This is a genomic window from Gordonia sp. NPDC003585, from assembly GCF_040610755.1.
Classification (GTDB): domain Bacteria; phylum Actinomycetota; class Actinomycetes; order Mycobacteriales; family Mycobacteriaceae; genus Gordonia.
In genome coordinates this window covers 23430-44033 of the sequence record NZ_JBEXMX010000013.1, presented here as the reverse complement: position 1 = coordinate 44033, position 20604 = coordinate 23430, and the positions used below count along the sequence as shown (strand labels likewise).

The window sequence follows — 20604 nt, the reverse complement described above, 5'->3', positions numbered from 1 at the left end:
GACCGGACGAATCCGGCTGCGGCCCTTCTCATTCCCAGGAGGACCGCAGCGATGCACCACCGCACCACCACCCATCGCATCAAAGCCCTCGCAGCGGCCACCGGCGCCGGAGCCGCACTCTGGCTCGGCGGCAGCCCCGTCGTCGCCTTCGCCGAACCCTCCGACGGATCGTCCAACAGCTCCAACTCCACCTCGGACGACACCTCCGACGACTCGTCCTCGGAATCGGAGTCCGATCACTCGCGAGATGATTCCAGTTCATCGAACTCGACGAACAACGATTCGGACCCGGCAGCCGCCGCAGGACAGAACTCCGACAACGAGACCACCGACGGCGATGCGGCCGACAACACCGACAACGACGCCGATTCGACCACCACGCCCGACGACACCGACCAGACCGACGACAACGCCGACACCCCGCCCGCGGTGGTGACCGTCACACCCGACAGCGCCACGGCCACACCCGAACCCACCCCCACGATCGCAAACAACGCGCCGACCGCCGCCACCGAGACCACCCCCACCCCCGACCGCCACGAACCAGCCACCACCACTACACCCGACACCACCCAGGTGGCCGAACACCCCGACACACAACGACATTCACCCGCAGCACCGACAACTGTCACCGAGACCCCCGCACTCCTGCAGACCACCACACCACCCGCCACCCCCGAAGGCGGCACGGTCACCGGCAACGGCCCCGCACCGGCCACCACCACCGACAACGGCGCCCCCGTCGAGAACACCCCCACCCGCATCGTGGCCGGCATCCTCACCCTGTTCGGCTACAACCCCCACCAATCCAGCCCGAATCCCACCCCCGCACAACCCGCTCTCGTGTTCGTGTGGGCCGCATGGCAACAACTCAACCGCCGCTACCTCAACAGCGCACCCAACCTCGCCCCCACCGGCCAAACCGTCGACACCACAACCGGAACCGTCACCGGCACCCTCGGCGCCACCGACCCCGACCGCGACACCCTCACCTACACCCTGATCGACGCACCCGACCACGGCACCGTCACCATCAACCCCGACGGCACCTACACCTACACCCCCGACCCCACCTACGCCCACGCCCTCGCCGCCGACCCCACCCTGCCGGCCACCGACACCTTCACCATCACCGCCACCGACGGTCAACGCCACACCTACAGCGTCACACCAGCATCCGGAACAACAGCAACCATCACCGTGCCGGTCACCGCCCAGAATCAGGGGCCGTCGCTGGCGGTGCTCAGCGGCGGAACCTACCCAGACAACACCAGCGTCTACATCCTGGCCCGCACCGACGGCGACGGCGATGACCTCGTGATCACCCACACCACGCCCGCACACGGCACGATCGATATCAACGATCACGGGGACGGGACCGTCGCGATCATTTACGTACCCGATGCCGACTACGCCCACCAACTCGCCGCCGACGGCATCCCGCTCGGCAGCGACACCTTCACCGTCACCGCAGACGACGGTCACGGCGGCACGAGCACAGTCACGCTGAGCCCGCTGATCGCACCCGTCAACAGCGCCCCGGTACTCACGCTCACGGACGCCCAGAACGCGTACAACAGCGTTTCCTACACCTTCACCCGCACCGACGGCGACGGCGATGACCTCACCACCACTGCCTCATCCCAACGCGGGGTCGCCACCGTCATCAACAACACCGACGGTTCCATCACCGTGTACTACGGCGCCGATCCTGACTACGTCCACGCACTCGCGGGCGATCCCAGCCTCCCGGCCACAGACACGATCACCGTCACCACCACCGACGGCCACGGCGGCACGACCACCCACGCGATCCCCGTCACGCTCTATCCCTTCAACAACGCACCCACGGCCGGCTACACCGTGCTGTCGTCCCAAAACAGCACGCGCACGACCACCACCGTCGGCGCCATCGGCACCGTTGGCGGCAGAATCCATTACGAGTGGCTCAATGGCAGCGCGGTAAGCCCGGACGGGCGGTACGTGTATATGCCCAGCCAGGAGTACCAGACGGGGCACCTGGTCATCCTCGACACCACGAACGGCAGCATCACGAAGGTCACGGTGGGACAGAACCCGCAAGCGGTTGCGCTGAGTCCCGACGGCACGACGGCATACGTCGCGAACTTTTGGGGCAACAGCGTGTCCGTCGTCGACACCGCCTCCGGCACGGTCACCCACACCATCCCGGTCCAGAAACCCACTACGGTCGCGGTGAGTTCCGACGGACGATGGATCTACGTCGGCAGCGACGCCGCCGGCCCGTCGGTGGCGGTGATCGACGCGGAGACCCTCGCCGTCTCCACCGTCCCGAACGTGAGCGGTGACGCCGCCTACATTGTCAGGCCGAGCCCCGACGGTACCGCGATCTACGCCGCCCACTCGGGCACGGTGGCGCGCATAGACATCGAGACCGGTGAAACCACTCCGTCAGCCTTGTCCTCCGTCGGCATCACCGACATCGTGATATCGCCCGACGGTGACACGCTCTATGTCACCGGCGGGACGAGCAACTCCGTATATGTCTTGGACTCGGCGACGATGGCGGTTACCAAGGTGATCCCGCTCGGACGCCAGACAACGGCTGCGGCGATAACTCCTGATGGCAAATCGCTCTATGTCGCCACCGTCAACGGGCAGGGCAACAAGAGTGTTGCGGTCATCGATACAGTCAGCGGCGAGAGCGTCAGTACCCTCGCGGTGACCAGCTCTGGCTACCTACCCAACGATCTGGTCGTGTCGCCGGACGGGAAGACCCTCTACGTCACAGACGCTTTCACCACCGACCTGCAGGCCTTTACCACGCCGGTGAGATCGGGGGTCGTGACCGGGTCGGACGCCGACGAAGACGCCCTCATCTACGCGGTGACCACCGCACCCTCGCACGGCACAGTCGTCATCGACGAGACGACCGGGGCGTGGACCTACACGGGCAATCAACCGGGGGTCAACTGGTCGGACACGTTTGTCGTCACCGTGAGCGACGGGCATGGCGGATCGACCCCAGTGGCGGTCACGGTGAACTCCACCACTGGCGTCTGACCGAGTCCTATCGAGGATGGACTGTACGGTGACACACTGAGCGCATGGAAGACCTCACCGCGCTGGCCGGACGCAGAGCCGTTGTCACCGGCGCCACCAACGGTCTCGGCATGGCCACCGCGCGAGCCCTCGCGCAAGCGGACGTGCGCGTGGTACTCGCCGTGCGCAACGTCGAACTCGGGAAGCAACGTGCGGCGGAGTTCGGCGGCGACTGCGAGGTCATCCATCTCGACCTCGCAAACCTTGCCTCGGTGCGGGAGTTCACCGAGACGCTCGACGGCAGCGTCGACTATCTCATCAACAATGCCGGAGTCTTCCCACACCAGCATCGCACCACCACAGACGGATTCGAGCTCGGCATCGGCACCAACTTCCTCGGCCCGTTCGCGTTGACCAACCTGCTGCTGCCCCGCATCACGAGGCAGATCGTGTTGGTCGCGTCGGACGCGCATCGTGGCGCCACCCTCGACCCCGACGACCTCGACCTGACGTCAAAGGGCTGGAATCCCGCCCGTGCGTACGCGAGATCGAAACTGGCCGTGATGCTCTGGGGACTCGAACTCGATCGACGACTGCGCAGCAGCAGATCCGAGGTCAGCGCGATGATGACCACGCCGGGCTGGGTGGCGTCGAACATCTCCAACAAGCCAGGTCTGGGTATCGCCCATCGCATCGTCCAGAGCGGCGCGTCGCTACTGGCCAACGACAACGACGCCGGTGCGCAGACCACGCTCTACTGCCTGACCCGGCCCATCGCGCCGGGCAGCTACGTCGGCGTCGACGGCATCTGGGCGCTGCGTGGCGAGCCCGTGCTCTTCGGACGCTCGACGGCTGCATGCGATTTCGATGTCGCAGCGCGCCTGTGGGCCAAGGGTGAAGAACTCACCGCCACCGCCTACCCGCTCTGAAAGCTCAGAGCGCAAACGCTGCACGGTATCGCGCGTACGCGTCGTTTACCTCACCTTCGCTCAGCCCGAACTCCTCCGATGAGTACCTGTGCACGCCGTGGCTGTGCTGGGCGTGCCCCTTCCGGTGCTCCTCCATCCGCGCGCGCACCTCCTCGGTCAGTTCGAATCCTACTGCGGCATAGATGCGTTCGACTTGGGCCATCGGATCGTCGACCAGGTCCTCGTAGCGCACATCGAGGAAGACCTCGGGACGCTGCTCACGTACGTCGAGCGCACGATTCACCATGTCCGCATTACGCGTCAGCCAGTGGCGCGCCACCTCACGCGCATCGACGTGCTCACTGAACATGGAGTGTCCGTGGGCGAGCATGCTCGAGAACGACGCCGTGGTGCGCAGCGGATCGCGATGGGTCTGCACGATCAGCGCATCCGGGAAGACGTCGAGAAGGGTGTCGAGGTGCTCCAGGTGTGCAGGTGTCTTCAACACCCAGCGGCGACGGGGGTCTTGCCACTGCAGGATCTGAAGCAGGACCTTCAGGTAGGCATACGAACCGTGCATGTCCTGCTTCGACAGCCACTCGGCATACGACGGCACGTGCAGCATAGCCTCGGGAACCTGCGAGAGCAGCGAATACTCCTGCAGCAGAACGTCTTCCTCGGGACCGTCGGCCTCCACTGCATGGATCGCGAAGAACTGCGGATTCAAGTAGCGCAGCGCTAGTTCCGCGGCTTTGGTCTGGGCGATCCGCACGGTCGGCCGACCCGACTTCTCTCGCTTACGCGGAAGCAGATGCACCACCTCCCAGGAGCCGACGGCCCGCATGTCCGGGTCCGCGGCGATGAGCCGGTGCAGCATCGTCGTGCCGCTGCGCTGCAGGCCGGCGATGACGATGGGCGGTTCGATGGGCAGTGTCGCGATGTCGGGATAACGTTCGAGTAGCGCCGCGACGCGCAGGCGCGTGGTGAGGATGCCGTGCATGCGGGCCCGGATCACCAGCGCCCCAAAGGTACTCAGCTGGGCGTCCTCGATGATCGAGCGGCACAACGCATCCAATGCAAGATCCGTCTGACGATCGGCCGACCACGGCAATCCCGTGGCCTTCACCGCACGACGACGCAATGTCTCGGCGGACAGGTCCACCGTGACACCTCGCTCCTCGAGCAAAGAGCCGAGACGGTTGAGCAGGCGGATCGGCCGCCGAACGAAGGGGGTGAATCCGTCGGTCACGGGAGACCCGCGAGGTCGTCGACCCGCACCACCCGAGTCTGCGGCTGCGGGTGGTTCTGGGCGCGAATCCAGCGGAATGACATTGCGCCACAGTCATGCCCGGTGGTCTCGATCCAGTTGGGAAGTCCCGGGTCCCGGTGCGCGACAATGATCCGCACCGAGCCGTCGGGCCGATACTTCGCGGTGTGCTTGTTCACGTGCACCGTGTGATAGCGGTAGTCCAACGATTCCAGCCAGTGATTGTCGAGTTGGAAGTTCCAGCCGTCACATTCGGGGATCTCGCTGTCGATCACCAGCGCCTCGTCGGGTCCGAGCCGCCAATAGCTGTGGTAGTAGATGATGTTCGGATCGCCGCCGGCCTTCGTCGAACGCTCCGGATCGAACATCGGCAACTCGTTGGTATACTTCTGGAAGTCCTTGGCCCACTTGGCGAACAGCATCGATGCACCCGCAACCAACAGACTCGCACGCCCGAGTCCGGCGTCGAGTTGCGCGGCGGTCAGGGGCTCCGGTGAGGCCGACCCGCCGAGCACCTCGATCTCGATTTCGGCAGGGACCTCGGTGGTGCGGTCGGCAAAGGTCTGCCGCACGATCAGCAGTCCGGTCTCCGGCGTCATCGGTAGCCAGTTCCCGCTGTGCTCGGTTGCGCTGACGATGAGTTCGAAGGAGCCGTCGGGTGCGATGGCGAGTTCGGCGGCCTCCACATAGCCGGTGGTCGGCATCTGGCCGCCTTCCCCGTAATTGCCTTCCTGCGTACCGAAGCCGAGGTAGTCGACGGTGCCTCGCGTGCCGCTGATCCGGTACTCGAGTGTCCCGTCGATATTGGCGTTCATGTAGAAGTTGTCGGGGTTGTCCGAACCCATCTTCACGGTCTCGTGCACCATGCGGCGCAGTACCGGTGCGCGAGGATCGGCGTACTCGACAAACGCCTCGAGTCCGGCGCGGGTGAGGCGACTGAGGTAGCGGTAGCCCTCGGCCTGCGTGAGCGGGTCGGTCGGCGTCCCGGGGAACACGACCGCCGCGCCCGCCGCCTTGAGCGTGTCGCAGAACTCCTCCCACGTCTTGCCGCTGGCGACGCGCTGCTCGGCGACGGTGTCCGGTGTTTGTCCCCGCAGCTTCAAGTAGGCGACCCGGGCCCGCTTGAACTGCCCCAACATCGACGTCGCGATCGTCCGACCGTTCATCGTCCACCTTTCGAGATCGGTTGCACTCATGATCGGCGACGACGCTGCCCGATGTCCGGGCATTGGCCGATCATGCGGACAACCCGCGGGCGCACGCCCCTCGGGCAGCAGGCGACTAGGCTCGACGAGGTGAGTGTGCGCGCGGGCATCGTGGTCACCGGTACCGAGGTTCTGTCGGGTCGGGTGACCGACCGAAACGGTCCGTGGGTGGCCGCGCGACTCCTCGAACTGGGCGTCGACGTCGCACACATCACCATCTGCGGCGACCGGCCTGCCGACCTGACCGCGCAACTGGCGTTCCTCACCGAGCAACGGGTGGACCTGATCGTCACCACCGGCGGCCTGGGCCCGACGGCCGACGATCTCACCGTCGCCACCGTCGCCACCGTCGCGTCGTTTGCGGGGCTGGAACTGCGTGTGGAGGCGGACCTCGAGGCGCATATCGCCGAACGTGTGCGCGACTGGCAGTCCCGCTCCGGGGTGCAGACCGACCCGGTCGCGACTGCGGCAGGCGTTCGGAAACAGGCATTGGTACCCGTTGGTGCACAATCGATTGCGCCGGTCGGAACCGCGCCCGGAGTGGCGATCAGTGCGCAGCCCGCACGGCCCGCGATCCTCATCCTGCCGGGGCCGCCGGCCGAGCTGCAGGCGATGTGGCCGGCCGGTCTGGCCACCCCGCAGATCGCCGACGCCATCGCGAGACGCGGCGAGCACCGCCAGGAGACCATCCGTGCGTACGGCCTGCGAGAAGCCGAACTGGCCGCGACCCTCCGCAATGCGGAGGGTCAGGTCGACGGCTTCGACGACCTGGAGATCACGACCTGCCTGCGCGGCGGCGAAGTCGAGATCGTCACGCGGTTTCCGGCCGAGGCGGCGTCGTCCTACGACGGGCTGGTGCGCGTGTTGCTCGACGCTCATGAGCGGCAGATCTTCTCGACCGACGGCGCCACGCTCGCAGATCTGATCGCCGCGGCGCTGACCGGTCGGCGCATGGCCACCGCCGAGTCGTGCACCGGCGGACTGGTTGCCGCGCGTCTCACCGACCGGGCCGGGTCGTCGGCCTACGTCATGGGTGGTGTGGTGTCGTACGCGAACGACGTCAAGACCGGCCTCCTGGACGTGCCTGCCGAGATGATCGCCGAGTTCGGCGCGGTGAGCGAGCAGGTTGCCCGGGCCATGGCGGAAGGCGCGCTGCATCGTCTCGACACCGACACCGCAGTCTCCACCACCGGTGTCGCCGGCCCCGACGGCGGCAGTCCGGACAAACCGGTCGGTACGGTCTGCTTCGGAATCGCCATCGCCGGTCGGGACACGGTCACCGTGACGCGTCGATTCCCGGGCAATCGGGCGTCCGTCCGGTCACTGGCGACGACGGCAGTGCTGCATCTGCTCCTCCGCGAGCTCACCTGAGCCCGACGCTGCACCCCCGTGTGACACCATGACAGGGGTGAGCACATCCGAGGAGCCTCGTTGGCGCCGGCTCGGGCCCGATGAACGCCGGTCCGACATCTTGGCTGCCGCGATCCGCGCATTCGGCGAACAGCCCTATGCCGCTGTGCAAATGGCTTCGGTCGCACGTGACGCCGGAGTCGCCCGCGGGTTGCTCAACCACTATTTCGGCACCAAACGCGACCTCTACCTCGAGGTCGTCCGGGCGATGATGTTCGTGCCCGAGCTCGACGAGGTCAATCTGCCGGAAGGCACCCTGCACCAACGGGTGCAATCGTCCGTCGACTGGCTCCTGACAGTGCTCGGTACCCACGGCCGCGCCTGGCTTGCCGTCGGCGGCGAAGGCGTCGGCGACGACCCCGAGGTGCGTGCCATTCTCGACGAGGCCGACGACCACGCCGCACAGCGCGTTCTCGAGGCCATCGGGTTCGACGGCGACGACGCCTCGCGCGCAACGGCATCCGCCGCCATTCGTGCCTACGGTGGCATGGTGCGGGCCGCCGCACGGGAATGGCTGGATCGAGAGTCGTTGTCCAAGAGCGAAGTCCAGCAGATCCTCACCGTCAGCCTGACCGCGCTTGCGGAGACGATCATGGAACCCGGTCGCGGGTCGCGCTGATACCCCTATAGGGTATACGGTGGCGCCATGGCCACCTCCCATCACGACCCCACGATGCACGGTGATCACATGATGCACGGCGATCACAGCAGCCATGCCGGCCACACCGACCACTCGGGCCACGGTGGTCACGCCGACCACGTGGCCGTCTTTCGTCGACTCTTCTGGATCATGCTGGTCCTGGGCGTCCCGGTCGTGGTGGCCAGCGAGATGTTCGCGCACCTGATCGGCTACCACCTACCGGATGCCACCTGGGTGTCGTGGGTATCCCCGCTGTTGGGGACGGTGATATATGTCTGGGGCGGTCGCCCGTTCCTGACCGGCGCAATCGGTGAGATCCGGCAGCGGCAACCCGGGATGATGCTCCTCATCGCCCTGGCCATCACCGTGGCGTTCGTGGCGTCGTGGGGAGCCACGCTGGGCGTGCTCGACGACGACCTGGACTTCTGGTGGGAACTCGCGCTACTCGTCGTCATCATGCTGCTCGGGCACTGGATCGAGATGCGCTCTCTTGCGCAGACGACGTCGGCGCTGGACTCGCTCGCAGCGCTGATGCCCGACGAGGCCGAGAGGATCGAGGGCGACGACGTCGTGACCGTCACCCCTGCCGACCTCGTGGTCGATGACGTCGTCATCGTGCGGCCCGGTGGCACGGTTCCCGCCGACGGAGTGATCGTGGAAGGCTCGGCCGGGATCGACGAATCGATGGTCACCGGCGAATCGCGGACCGTCGACCGTCGGCTCGGCGATCGCGTGGTGGCCGGCACGGTGGCCACGGACTCTGGGATTCGGGTGCGCGTCACCGCAATAGGCAACGACACCGCACTGGCCGGAATCCAGCGACTCGTCACGGATGCGCAGTCGAGTTCCAGCCGCGCACAACGCCTTGCCGATACCGCAGCAGGCTGGTTGTTCTGGTTCGCACTCGGCGCAGCGCTGATCACCGCGGTGGTGTGGACGGCGATCGGCATGCCCGACGACGCGGTGGTCCGAGCGATCACTGTTCTGGTGATCGCCTGTCCGCACGCCCTCGGATTGGCCATCCCCCTGGTGATTGCCATCGCGACCGAACGTGCCGCGCGCGGAGGCGTCCTCGTCAAGGATCGCCTGGCCCTGGAGACCATGCGGACCGTCGACGCCGTGTTGTTCGACAAGACCGGAACCCTCACCGCCGGCGCGCCCGCCGTCACCGGAATCGAGCCCGCCCCCGGGCACGACGCCGACGACGTGCTCGCCGTGGCCGCGGCCGCCGAGGCCGACAGCGAACACCCGCTCGGCCGGGCCATCACCGCCGCGGCCGACGCGCGAGGATTGGATGTTACTGCGGCGTCGGACTTCTCGTCATCTCCAGCGGTGGGCGTCACCGCAACCGTCGACGGTCGTCGGGTGCGGGTCGGCGGACCCCACCTGCTCGACGAGGAACGCGCCGACGAACTCGGTGTCGCCGACGAGTGGCGCCGCGAGGGCGCAATCATCCTGCACGTCGTGTCCAACGGCGCGGTCATCGGAGCGCTGCGGCTCGACGACGAGATCCGGCCCGAATCGCGACAGGCCGTCGAGGCACTCCACAACGCCGGCGTTGCGGTGGTCATGATCACCGGCGACGCCGAGGCCGTCGCCGCCACGGTCGCCACCGAACTCGACATCGATCGCGTGTATGCCGGTGTGCGCCCGGAAGACAAGGCTGCCAAGGTCGCCGAGTTGCAGAGCGAAGGACGCCGGGTCGCCATGGTCGGCGACGGCGTGAATGACGCCCCCGCGCTCGCTGCGGCCGACGTAGGGATCGCGATCGGCGCGGGAACCGACGTAGCGATCGCCTCAGCCGGCGTCATCCTCGCGTCGGACGATCCACGATCGGTGCTGTCGGTCATCGAACTCTCCCGCGCATCCTACCGGAAGATGAAGCAAAACCTCTGGTGGGCAGCCGGATACAACCTCATCTCGGTTCCACTCGCGGCCGGAATCGCGGCCCCGATCGGATTCGTCCTCCCGATGAGCGTCGGTGCCATCCTCATGTCGGCGTCGACGGTCGTGGTCGCGCTCAACGCACAACTGCTTCGCCGTCTCGATCTGACACCCGAGCGCTCCGTCGAGCGCTATCTGCGCTGACTCGAAATGTTGGGTGACCACCGCGGCGACCTGCGGAAATCTGTACCTGGGAGGCTGGCCACGTGGATAGTGCACGTGGTGGGGTTGAGGGGCACAGGCATCCGACAGGATCGCGGTGGGTTCGGTGGGTCGGAATGCCTCGCGCTCGGCGACCAGGCTCTTCTGGCCTCTACGATCGCCGACGACGTCAGCGGGTGGGTCGATGATCCGAGCGCTTGGTGACTGCCGCTCTGAACTGGGGTAGTGCGCCAGCACCCGGCCCGAAAAATCTAGGGGAAGAACTTCTTCCCCCAAGTTCCAAGTCGTCCCCGCGAAATTTCGTGGGGACGACACCAAGGATAGGGGACGAAACTTCTTCCCCCACTTTTGGTGCGCCCCAAGGCTCGACGACCACCCGCCAAGTGTTCGTCGGTGGGGTGGGTCGCTGACTCGGTGGAGCCAGCGGTCATGTTAACGGGATCGGCCGCTCAATTAGTCCGCTCGTAACCACCACGAAATACTGTGGGCGTGAACTGTATTTCGTAGCCAGCAGCGCTACCCACGATCGTAGTCCAACTCGATCACTCCAGGCAGCGTCGCCTGACCCCCGCCACCGTGCCTGCGCACGTGACTCCCAGGAGCAGCCATGCCGTCGTTCGACGAGACCATCACCGCCAACATCGCGTCGTCTCTCGCGGAGATCCCACATCCATCACTTCCCAAGGGCTCCAACATCTATGGCGGAACCAAGATCTTCCCGGACTACCAGGCCGAGGACGGCGAGACGTACTTCACGCTCGTGCACGGCATCGCGCACGAGTCTTCGGTCTCCTTCGTGGCCGTGCTCCAGGCAACACGCGCACTCCGCAAGGGATTCGAGTCGGCCATCTACTTCTACGGCCCGGGCGCGATCAATTGTCTTGCCACCCGTGGCTTTCCGACGACGGGAGACTCCGGTTTCCCCGGCGAGCAGAACATCAACAACTCGTTGGAGACCTTCATCTCCGAGGGCGGCACGGTGTTCTGCTGCCGATTCGGCCTGGCACTGCACGGCGGACGCGAGGAGGATCTGATCGAGGGCGTCATCCCCGCTCACCCACTCGACGTGCAGGACGCCATCATCCACTACGCCCGCAAGGGCGCCATCATCAACTCCACGTACATGGTGTGACCATGACTGTCATCGGATCGGTTGCGGCGAATTTCACCCGCGATCTCGAACAGAACTACCAGACCATCGCCGAGTACGTCGCGCGAGCACGAGAACGCGGCGTCGACTTCCTCGTCTTTCCCGAAGCGGCCATCGGCGGCTACCTCTCCTCACTCGGCAACCATGGCGACACGGTCAAGACGACGTCGCGATCGCTACCTCCCGCAATCCGCCTCGACGGCCCGGAAATCCAACGGGTGCAATCGATCGTCGGTGACATGGTCGTCGCGATCGGATTCTGCGAACTCGCGGAGGACGGAGAGACGCGTTACAACGCGGCCGCCGTGCTCGACGGAACCACGATCTACGGCAGTTACCGCAAGGTGCATCAGCCACTCGGCGAGAACATGTCGTACTCGTCTGGCACGGACTACGGGGTGTTCGACACTCCGGTCGGGCGCGTCGGACTCCAGATCTGTTACGACAAGGCATTCCCCGAGGCGGCCCGGGTGATGGCGTTGGGCGGTGCGGAGATCATCGCCAGCCTGTCGGCATGGCCGGCGGCCCGAACAGCCACCGCGGAGAACCTGCAGGACGACCGTTGGACGTACCGCTTCAATCTGTTCGATTCGGCACGGGCACTGGACAATCAGGTGTTCTGGGTGGCGTCCAATCAGGCCGGGACGTTTGGTTCCCTGCGCTACGTAGGCAACGCGAAGATCGTCGATCCCGGCGGCAATGTGCTGGATTCGACCCTGCTCGATGCCGGACTCGCCGTCGCCGAGGTCGACATCGCCGGCACCTTCACCGCCATGCGGGCCGGCATGTTCCACCTCCGCGACCGACGACCCGACGCCTACGGCGCCCTCACCGAACTCGACGCCACCGGCGACGCAGGATGGCGGAGTCTGGCCCATGCCTGAGATGACGTTCACCGTGCGGTGGCCCGATGGCGCAGTGCAGGAATGCTATTCGCCGAGCCTGGTGATCCACGACCACCTGCAACCCGAGACGAGCTACACGGTCGGCGAGTTCAGCCGACGCGCCACCGAGGCCCTCGACGAAGCAGCCGAACGCGTCCGCGCCAAGTTCGGCTTCGCGTGCACGTCCGCAGCGGCGACCGCCGACGACATCCGCGCCGCTGCGGTCCGCTACCCCACCGAATCAATGGTCGAGGTTGTGACCATGCACCCGCCACTGCCCATCACCTAACACAGAACCCACCTGGAGCCATCATGAGCGAATCGGCTCATACCCCAACACATCACGTCCCCGTCGTCATCATCGGCGGCGGGCAGGCCGGACTCTCCGTCAGCTGGTACCTGGGCCGGGCCGGCATCGAACACCTCGTGGTGGAGTCGCAGACCCCCATGCACGCATGGTCCGACAAGCGCTGGGACAACTTCACCCTGGTCACACCGAACTGGCACTGCCGGCTGCCCGGCTACACATACTCGGGAACCGATCCGGACGGATTCATGACGCGCGACGAAGTGATCGAGTGGCTCGACGGCTGGCTCGCCACCTTCGAACCACCGATGCGCACGCACACATCCGTGACTCGTCTGCGCCAACCCGGCAGCGACGCCTTCGAACTCACGATGACCGGCCCGACCGGCGAACAAGTGCTCACCTGTGACCAGGTGGTGGTGGCCACCGGCGGCTACCCGATCCCGGTGATCCCGCCCTACGCCGCGTCGCTGAATCCCGCAGTCACACAGATTCACTCCGAGCAGTATCGCAACGCCGATCAACTCCCCGACGGGGCCGTTCTCGTGGTCGGCACCGGCCAGTCGGGGGCCCAGATCGCCGAGGACCTCCACCTCGCCGGTCGAGAGGTACACCTCGCCGTCGGGAACGCGCCCCGGGTTGCCCGGACCTACCGCGGACGCGACTGCATGACGTGGCTCTCCGACATGGGCTTGTATGACATCGCGGCACAGCAGTATCCGGGCGGCAAAGCTGCGCAGGAAAAGACCAATCACTATGTGACCGGCCGCGACGGCGGACGTGACATCGACCTTCGCCGGTTCGCACTCGAAGGCATGCACCTCTACGGACATCTCGCCGGAGGCAAGGACTCGGCGTTGCAGTTCGCCCCGACCCTCACCGACTCGCTCGACAAGGCCGACACCGTCTACAACTCCATCTGTGTAGACATCGATCGCTACATCGACGACAACTGCATCGAGGCACCCGAACCCGGGCGCTACCAGCCGGTGTGGCAACCCGACAGCGAGCCAACCGAACTCGACCTCGACACCGCCGGCATCACCGCGATCGTGTGGGCCATCGGCTACCGGCCCGACTACCGGTGGATCGAGGCCAGCGCGTTCGACGGTGCGGGCCGACCCATGCAAACCCGTGGCGCGACTCAGATTCGGGGACTCAGCTTCGTCGGTCTGCCCTGGATGCACACCTGGGGCTCGGGACGATTCCTCGGGATCGACCGGGATGCGCGCCACGTCGCGGAGTCGATCGGGGCCGCACTGGGCCGGCCCGAACTGCGACTCGCCTCAGGTCAGTAGTCAGGAAGACGCATGCCCCGACGGTCAACGACAGGGTCGAACGGAGACAACACGATGACGGCTTCCACCAGGGTCGATCTAGCGCTTCTCGGAATCCGCGGCACGCCACCGGTCAACCGTACCGGCGGCGCCGGTCCCACCGACGACGGACACCTGATCGTCGACGGACTGCATGCCGCGATCCCGCGAAATTCCGACAGTCCCTTCGTGTTCGACGGATCACGTGTCCTGCTCGACGGCGAGGATGCGGGACTCGCGATCGACGTGATCGGGCGCCCACGATTCTACGATCTCACCACCGACGATGGGGTTCCGTTCGAACAGCTCGCAAAGCTGCACGGACGCAACGTCCTTGCGACCACCGTTCTCCAAACCTGCATCCGCTACGCCGAGGACCAACGCTGCCGGTTCTGCTCCATCGAAGAGTCGCTCCGATCGGGTTCGACGGTGGCGGTCAAGAAGCCCGAGCAGCTCGCCGCAGTGGCCCGTGCCGCGGTGGAGCTCGACGGCGTCACGCAGATGGTGATGACCACCGGCACCTCGGCCGGACGGGATCGCGGCGCAAGGCATCTCGCGCGTTGCGTCCGCGCTGTGAAGCGCGCCGTCCCCGACCTGCCGATCCAGGTGCAATGCGAGCCACCCGCCGACTTGTCCACCATCACCGATCTCCGCGAAGCAGGAGCCGACGCCATCGGCATCCACGTCGAATCCCTGGACGATTCCGTACGCAGACGATGGATGCCGGGAAAGTCGACCGTCCCCCTCACCGAGTACCGCGCCGCGTGGTCCGAGGCGGTTCGCGTGTTCGGCCGCAACCAGGTGTCGACCTACCTGCTGGTGGGACTTGGCGAGGAGCCCGACGAACTGATTACGGGTGCAAAGGAACTCGCCGATGCCGGGGTCTACCCGTTCGTCGTTCCGTTCCGGCCTCATCGCGGGACGCTGGCGGTCGACGTCGATGAGGCGAGGGCACCCGACCCGGCCGTGGTCGAGAAGATCAGCCGCGAGGTCGCCGACCACCTGCGCCTGATCGGGATGACGGGTTCGGACCAGCGCGCCGGGTGCGCAGCCTGTGGCGCATGCAGCATCCTGCCGGCGGTGGGAGGCTGAATCATGTTGGACGGCAATCATCTCGATCCGAGCTCCACTCATCAACCGGCGTCTGGGGTTGATCTGTCGATTCTCGCCGGCCCGCGGACTGCACCACCGTCGTACTTGATTCGCCGGGTGGACGGCGCGAAGCAACTCGCCGCCTACCATCGACTTCGGCACGACGAGTTCGTCGATCGTCAAGGATTGTTTGCCGGAACCGACCGCGACGACGCGGACGACGATCCACGTACCGTGGTGCTCGCGGCAATCACGACCGACGGCGATGTCGTCGGCGGAGTTCGACTCTCCCCCGTCACCACAACGGATCTGGGCTGGTGGGCCGGCAGCAGACTGGTCGTCGCGGCGGGCAGTGACTCAGCCGGGATCGGCCCGGCTCTGATCCGAGCGGCATGCGCGCATGCCGAATCGGCCGGGGTGCTGCGGTTCGATGCGACAGTCCAAGACCGTTACCTGCGGATGTTCTCGGCCCTGGGATGGACGCTGCGGGGCACGGGCCCGACAATTGCCGGCCGCGCCCATAGTCGGATGACCTGGCCCATCGATCACGTCCAGCGGCTCGCCGACAGCTCCAAATCGCTGCTGGCGGACGTCCTCCGACCACTGATGGCACAGCGAGGTGGCCTGGGTCCCAAGGGTTTCCGCGGCGACGACGGTGCACTGATACCCGATACCGACCTCATTGCCGCCTGTGACGCGATCCTGCCGTCGATGGTCGAGCGCGACCCGGAGTGGGCCGGCTGGTGCTCGGTGCTGGTCAACATGAACGACCTGTCGGCGATGGGCGCGCGTCCCGTCGGCCTGCTCGACGCCGTCGGCGCACCGACCCGCTCCCACCTGACCCGGATCGTCCGCGGGATGTCGGCGGCCGCACACGCTTGGCGCACAACGGTTCTCGGTGGGCATACGCAGGTCGGTGTGCCCGCTTCGCTGTCGGTGACCGCCCTGGGTCGAACCGATCGTCCGGTCGCGGCGGGCGGTGGACGGCCCGGACACACGGTGTCGCTGCTGGCCGACCTCGGTGGCGCGTGGCGCCCTGGCTATCACGGACGGCAATGGGACAGTACGAGTTCCCGGTCGGCCGACGAGCTCGCGACACTCTCGACGTTGGTCGCCGACCTGGCGCCTGCGGCCGCGAAGGACGTCAGCATGGCGGGGGTCGCCGGCACTCTGGGCATGCTCGCCGAGGCGTCGGGTACCGGCGCTGTGCTCGATGTCGACGCCGTTCCGCGACCGGCCGATGCGTCGATGGGATCCTGGCTCACCTGCTTTCCCGGCTTCGCGATGCTCATCGCAGACCCCACCCCGATCACCGAGGTTGCCGCCCCGGCGGCATCCTCGCCGTGCGGATTTCTGACCGACGAGCCCGGTGTGCGTCTACGCTGGCCCGACGGCGAGACCACGACGGCGATCCGGTCCACGGTCACCGGACTCGGCGCCGCATGAGTAGAGTTCGCTGACATGGGCACCCTCACCCTGGGCGCGCTGGCAGCGCATTTCGGCCGCGATGTGCAACGCGGCGTGTCCAAGGCCGTCGGAATCGTGGAGGCCGCAGCGCGCGATGGTGTCGATCTGCTCGTGTTCCCCGACGCGTCGCTCGGCGGATACATCGGTGACCTGCGTGACCCCGATCCGGACGACCTACCGCCCGCCCTCGATCCCGACGGACCCGAACTGGCCGCGATGGTCGCCGCGGCCGGGCCGATGACCATCTGCATCGGGTACACCGAGGCCGCCGGTAGTGACCGGTACAACTCGGCCGTATGCCTCTCGGGCGACGGTATTCTCGGCACGCACCGCAAGGTGCACCAGCCCGCCGGCGAATCGAAGGCGTACACGGCGGGCGACTCGTTCAGCACCTTCGACACTCCCGTCGGAACCATCGGAATGCTGATCGACTACGACAAGACCTTTCCCGAGTCCGCCCGCAAACTCGCCCTCGACGGCGCCCGCATCATCGCAGCGCTGTCTGCCTGGCCGGCCAGTGTCACCGACCGGGCCACTCGTCTGCCGGCGGACCGACAGTCGCGACTGTTCGACCTCTATGACTGCGCACGCGCCGCCGAGAACCAGGTGTTCGTCGTGTCGTCGAACCTCACCGGCGTCACGGGGTCGCTGCAGTTTCTCGGCCAGGCCAAGATCGTCGGCCCTGGCGGCGACATCTTGGCGACGACGCGTTCCAAAGGTGGTCTGGCAAAAGCATTGGTCGACGTCGATGCCGAGATCATGCGAGCACGACGCGTGTTGAATCACCTCGCCGAGTTGCGCCCGGAGATCTACGCAACGCGCGCTTCGGCCGTTCGAGGAGAGTGACGACATGCGGGTTGCCCTCCTGACCTATTCGACCAAGCCACGTGGCGGCGTGGTCCACACGCTCAATCTCGCCGAGGCGCTTGCCCGCATCGGCGTCGACGTCACCGTGTGGAGCCTGGCTCGCGGCGGTGACGAGGGTTTCTTCCGTTCGATCGATCCGGCTGTGCACCAACGTCTTCTGCCCTTCGCCGACGTCGAGGGTGAAGCGGTCACACCGCGGATCATCAGATCGATCGACACCATGCGCGCCGGATTCGATCCCACCGAGTACGACATCGTGCACGCCCAGGACTGCATCAGCGCCAATGCCGTGGGCACCTGTATCCGGACCATCCACCACCTCGACCAGTTCACGACGCCGATCCTCGTGGAGTGCCACGAGAAGGCTGTCGTCAATCCCTATGCGCGCATCTGTGTTTCGCAGGCAGTGGCCGACGAAGTGCACGCAGGATGGGGGCGCTCGCCCGCAGTGATCCCCAACGGCGTCGACTTCGATCGGTTCGCCGACGCCGCGTCGGCAACACCGGAAGCCACCACAGAGCGGGAGACCTGGCGCGGACAGCTGGGACGGTACGTGCTCGCAGTCGGCGGGATCGAACCACGCAAGGGAAGTATCGACCTCCTCGAGGCCTTCGCGACATTGCGTCGCGAGGATCCGGATCTGCAACTCGTCTTCGCAGGCGGTGAGACCCTCTTCGACTACCGAGACTACCGCGCCGACTTCGACTCCCGCCGAGAAGAATTGGGCATCACACCGGTGGTGCTCGGCGCCGTGGACGACGACGCGTTACCGGCGCTGGTCGCCGGTTGCGAGGTCTTCGCATTCCCGTCGATCAAGGAAGGCTTCGGTCTCGCCGCGATGGAGGCGCTGGCCGCCGGACGTCCGGTGGTTGCACGCGAATTGCCCATCCTCCGAGAGGTTTTCGGCGACGCCGTCCGTTACGCCGCGACCGTCGACGAACTGGCCTCCGAACTCGCCGCGGCCCGCACTCCCGACCCCGCGCGAACCGACACCGGGCGGGAGTTGGCCCGCTCACTCACCTGGGAGGCCGCCGCCCGAGCGCATCTCGATTTCTACCGTGCACATCCCCTGGCCTCGGTGTTGGCCGAGTAGCAACCCCACCTCCTTCCGCTCCCTGAGGTGCGAGCGAGTCGCGACTCCCTACCGCTGCCTGAGGTGCGACGAGCGCTAGCGAGGAGCCTCGAAGGCCTGGTGGTGCGCGTGTGCTCAGCCGGCGGAAGGTCCCCCATCGGAGGTGGACTAGTCCAGCGGCCCCGTCGGGAGCTTGCGGCGAACGAGTTTGCCGGTGGGGTTTCGCGGTAGTTCCTCGACGAACACCACGTCGCGCGGCACCTTGTAGCGGGCCAGGTTCGACTTGACGTGTTGCTTCAGGTCGTCGGGCTGCGGATCGGTGTCGGGTTGCCGAACGATGAACGCGCGCAGTCGATGTCCGAACTCTTCGTCGTCGACCCCGACGACCGCGACGTCGGCGACCTCGGGATGCGCGGCGAGCAGGTTCTCCACCTCGAGCGGGTAGACGTTCTCACCGCCGGACACGATCATGTCGTCGTCGCGGCCTTCGATGAACCACAGTCCACTGTCGTCGACACGCGCCATGTCACCGCTGGACATGTAGCCGTCGATGACCTCCTTGTTGCGACCGTCGGTGTAACCCTCGAAGGGCGCCCCGTTGCGAACGAAGAGCCGCCCGCTGACGTTCTTTCCGGTGATGCGGTTGCCCTCGCCGTCGAACAGCGCCAAGCGACTCGACACCGGTGGCCGGCCCACGGTGCCGGGTGCCTGTCGCAGTTCATGTGGTTGCGCGATGGATGCGATCGCGACCTCGGTGGAGCCGTACATGTTGTAGAGCACGTCGCCGAAGGTGTCCTGCACACGCTCCGAGAGTGCCGGTGACAGAGCCGATCCCGCGATCACGATGATCTTCAGCGCCGACACGTCGTACTTGCCGATCACCTCCGGCCCGAGCGCCAGGATGCGATGCAGCATCGTGGGCACCGCGACCAACACCTCCGCGCGGTGTTCGGCGAGGGCGGTCAGGGTCTTCTCCGCGTCGAACCGACGCAGCACCACCGTCTGGTTGCCGAGTGCGGTTCCCACGCCCCAGACCGCAAAGCCGGTGGAGTGGAAGATCGGGGAGACGATCACCATCGAGCCGTGCTGCGGAAGGGGAACACGATCGAGCAGCAGCGCGCTGGTGAACGGCGACATCTTGGATCGTTGCGCACCCTTCGGCAGGCCGGTGGTGCCGCTGGTGAGGATGACGAATCCGCCGAACGTCTCGGGTTCGGGCGGCATGCCGGTGTCGCCCGTCTCGATCACCTCGTCGAGGGTGCGGACGCCCTCGGGTACCGGGCGATCGCCGTCGACCCAGGTGAGAACTCGGGGCATGTCGGGCAAGCCCTCGAGGAGATCGATGAACTCCTCGTCGTACAGCATTGCGCGCACCTTCTCGCGCTCGGCGACCTCGACGAACTGGGTCTTGCCGAACCCGGTGTTCATCATCGCCAGGCGGTAACCGGCGCGTCCCGCCGCGCTCAACGCCAAGATCAGGCCGCGATGGTCGCGGGCGAGCACACCGACGACCGATCCTGGCGCCACACCGGAGGCCAGCAACGTGTTGGCGAGCGCGTTGCTCTGGCGGTCCAGCTCACCGAACGTCACGGTGCCGCGCTCATCGGTGATCGCGGGTGCGTCGGGGTACTCCTCGGCGCCGTGCACGATGACCGCGGACGCCGGGCCGATGGTCTTGCTGCGCTTCACCGCCTTCACTGCCTCGCCCGGGTTGGTCAGATTGATCGCACCGGATTTGTGCAGCACCCGGATCGCACCGACGGTGTCGGACACCATCTCGAGTGCGTTGCGAACAGATGCCATGTGGGCCACTCCTCAATTTCGGAAACGCGCGTTGTCTGATGCCAATGTATGTGGGCTCACAGACTATGGCCACCTGTTGGTGAGATCAC

16 protein-coding genes are annotated in these 20604 nt (G+C 66.4%); 13 read left to right on the top strand and 3 right to left on the bottom strand.

Translation table 11 applies throughout. The features are described from left to right. Positions 1-51 precede the first annotated feature (51 nt). Positions 52-3042 carry an Ig-like domain-containing protein gene (locus tag ABZW74_RS05310; RefSeq protein ID WP_355274637.1) on the top strand — a complete coding sequence of 997 codons (2991 nt, stop codon included), beginning with the start codon at positions 52-54 and terminating at the stop codon, positions 3040-3042. Positions 3043-3086: 44 nt separating this feature from the next. Then, a complete protein-coding gene (locus tag ABZW74_RS05305; RefSeq protein ID WP_240855130.1) occupies positions 3087-3950 on the top strand; it encodes an SDR family NAD(P)-dependent oxidoreductase in 864 nt (287 codons plus the stop codon). Between the two features lie 4 nt (positions 3951-3954). Here ABZW74_RS05305 and ABZW74_RS05300 read toward each other — a convergent pair whose 3' ends face one another. Continuing rightward, positions 3955-5178, bottom strand: coding sequence for a sulfotransferase (locus ABZW74_RS05300; protein WP_355274634.1), 1224 nt, complete (start codon positions 5176-5178; stop codon positions 3955-3957). Continuing rightward, on the bottom strand, positions 5175-6362 hold the full coding sequence (locus tag ABZW74_RS05295; RefSeq protein ID WP_355274631.1) for a DUF1214 domain-containing protein: 1188 nt from the start codon (positions 6360-6362) through the stop codon (positions 5175-5177). Before ABZW74_RS05295 ends, ABZW74_RS05300 begins: the two co-directional genes overlap by 4 nt. Positions 6363-6491: 129 nt before the next feature. On the opposite strand from ABZW74_RS05295, the gene ABZW74_RS05290 reads away from it, so the two are divergent. From ABZW74_RS05290 to ABZW74_RS05240, 11 genes are all read left to right on the top strand, one after another. Beyond that, positions 6492-7772, top strand: coding sequence for a competence/damage-inducible protein A (locus ABZW74_RS05290; RefSeq protein ID WP_355274628.1), 1281 nt, complete (start codon positions 6492-6494; stop codon positions 7770-7772). 28 nt (positions 7773-7800) lie between these two features. After that, positions 7801-8430 (top strand): TetR/AcrR family transcriptional regulator, encoded by a 630-nt coding sequence (locus ABZW74_RS05285; RefSeq protein WP_240855137.1) that lies wholly within the window; start codon positions 7801-7803, stop codon positions 8428-8430. Between the two features lie 27 nt (positions 8431-8457). Then, positions 8458-10539, top strand: coding sequence for a heavy metal translocating P-type ATPase (locus ABZW74_RS05280; protein ID WP_355274624.1), 2082 nt, complete (start codon positions 8458-8460; stop codon positions 10537-10539). 625 nt (positions 10540-11164) lie between these two features. Continuing rightward, positions 11165-11689 (top strand): MSMEG_0572/Sll0783 family nitrogen starvation response protein, encoded by a 525-nt coding sequence (locus ABZW74_RS05275; protein ID WP_240855139.1) that lies wholly within the window; start codon positions 11165-11167, stop codon positions 11687-11689. Between the two features lie 2 nt (positions 11690-11691). Beyond that, on the top strand, positions 11692-12591 hold the full coding sequence (locus tag ABZW74_RS05270; RefSeq protein WP_240855141.1) for a carbon-nitrogen hydrolase family protein: 900 nt from the start codon (positions 11692-11694) through the stop codon (positions 12589-12591). Further along, positions 12584-12880: an MSMEG_0570 family nitrogen starvation response protein gene (locus tag ABZW74_RS05265; RefSeq protein ID WP_240855142.1), complete on the top strand. Its 297-nt coding sequence runs from the start codon at positions 12584-12586 to the stop codon at positions 12878-12880. Before ABZW74_RS05270 ends, ABZW74_RS05265 begins: the two co-directional genes overlap by 8 nt. 23 nt (positions 12881-12903) lie before the next feature. Further along, positions 12904-14196 carry an MSMEG_0569 family flavin-dependent oxidoreductase gene (locus tag ABZW74_RS05260; protein ID WP_240855144.1) on the top strand — a complete coding sequence of 431 codons (1293 nt, stop codon included), beginning with the start codon at positions 12904-12906 and terminating at the stop codon, positions 14194-14196. 54 nt (positions 14197-14250) lie between these two features. Further along, positions 14251-15306, top strand: coding sequence for an MSMEG_0568 family radical SAM protein (locus tag ABZW74_RS05255; RefSeq protein ID WP_355274619.1), 1056 nt, complete (start codon positions 14251-14253; stop codon positions 15304-15306). A 3-nt stretch (positions 15307-15309) separates the two neighbouring features. Next, complete coding sequence (locus ABZW74_RS05250) at positions 15310-16752, top strand: MSMEG_0567/sll0787 family protein (protein WP_355274617.1); 1443 nt, start codon at positions 15310-15312, stop codon at positions 16750-16752. A gap of 15 nt (positions 16753-16767) precedes the next feature. Further along, on the top strand, positions 16768-17619 hold the full coding sequence (locus ABZW74_RS05245) for a carbon-nitrogen hydrolase family protein (protein WP_355274614.1): 852 nt from the start codon (positions 16768-16770) through the stop codon (positions 17617-17619). 4 nt (positions 17620-17623) lie between these two features. Beyond that, a complete protein-coding gene (locus ABZW74_RS05240) occupies positions 17624-18733 on the top strand; it encodes an MSMEG_0565 family glycosyltransferase (protein ID WP_240855152.1) in 1110 nt (369 codons plus the stop codon). A 147-nt stretch (positions 18734-18880) separates the two neighbouring features. Here ABZW74_RS05240 and ABZW74_RS05235 read toward each other — a convergent pair whose 3' ends face one another. Continuing rightward, complete coding sequence (locus ABZW74_RS05235) at positions 18881-20515, bottom strand: acyl-CoA synthetase (RefSeq protein WP_240855154.1); 1635 nt, start codon at positions 20513-20515, stop codon at positions 18881-18883. Positions 20516-20604 lie beyond the last annotated feature (89 nt).

Excerpts from the sequence above, each read along its gene's own strand:
- ABZW74_RS05310 (WP_355274637.1), top strand. The coding sequence starts at position 52 with ATGCACCACCGCACCACCACCCATCGCATCAAAGCCCTCGCAGCGGCC.
- ABZW74_RS05305 (WP_240855130.1), top strand. The coding sequence starts at position 3,087 with ATGGAAGACCTCACCGCGCTGGCCGGACGCAGAGCCGTTGTCACCGGC.
- ABZW74_RS05295 (WP_355274631.1), bottom strand. The coding sequence starts at position 6,362 with ATGAACGGTCGGACGATCGCGACGTCGATGTTGGGGCAGTTCAAGCGG.
- ABZW74_RS05285 (WP_240855137.1), top strand. The coding sequence starts at position 7,801 with ATGACAGGGGTGAGCACATCCGAGGAGCCTCGTTGGCGCCGGCTCGGG.
- ABZW74_RS05280 (WP_355274624.1), top strand. The coding sequence starts at position 8,458 with ATGGCCACCTCCCATCACGACCCCACGATGCACGGTGATCACATGATG.
- ABZW74_RS05275 (WP_240855139.1), top strand. The coding sequence starts at position 11,165 with ATGCCGTCGTTCGACGAGACCATCACCGCCAACATCGCGTCGTCTCTC.
- ABZW74_RS05270 (WP_240855141.1), top strand. The coding sequence starts at position 11,692 with ATGACTGTCATCGGATCGGTTGCGGCGAATTTCACCCGCGATCTCGAA.
- ABZW74_RS05265 (WP_240855142.1), top strand. The coding sequence starts at position 12,584 with ATGCCTGAGATGACGTTCACCGTGCGGTGGCCCGATGGCGCAGTGCAG.
- ABZW74_RS05260 (WP_240855144.1), top strand. The coding sequence starts at position 12,904 with ATGAGCGAATCGGCTCATACCCCAACACATCACGTCCCCGTCGTCATC.
- ABZW74_RS05255 (WP_355274619.1), top strand. The coding sequence starts at position 14,251 with ATGACGGCTTCCACCAGGGTCGATCTAGCGCTTCTCGGAATCCGCGGC.
- ABZW74_RS05250 (WP_355274617.1), top strand. The coding sequence starts at position 15,310 with ATGTTGGACGGCAATCATCTCGATCCGAGCTCCACTCATCAACCGGCG.
- ABZW74_RS05245 (WP_355274614.1), top strand. The coding sequence starts at position 16,768 with ATGGGCACCCTCACCCTGGGCGCGCTGGCAGCGCATTTCGGCCGCGAT.
- ABZW74_RS05240 (WP_240855152.1), top strand. The coding sequence starts at position 17,624 with ATGCGGGTTGCCCTCCTGACCTATTCGACCAAGCCACGTGGCGGCGTG.
- ABZW74_RS05235 (WP_240855154.1), bottom strand. The coding sequence starts at position 20,515 with ATGGCATCTGTTCGCAACGCACTCGAGATGGTGTCCGACACCGTCGGT.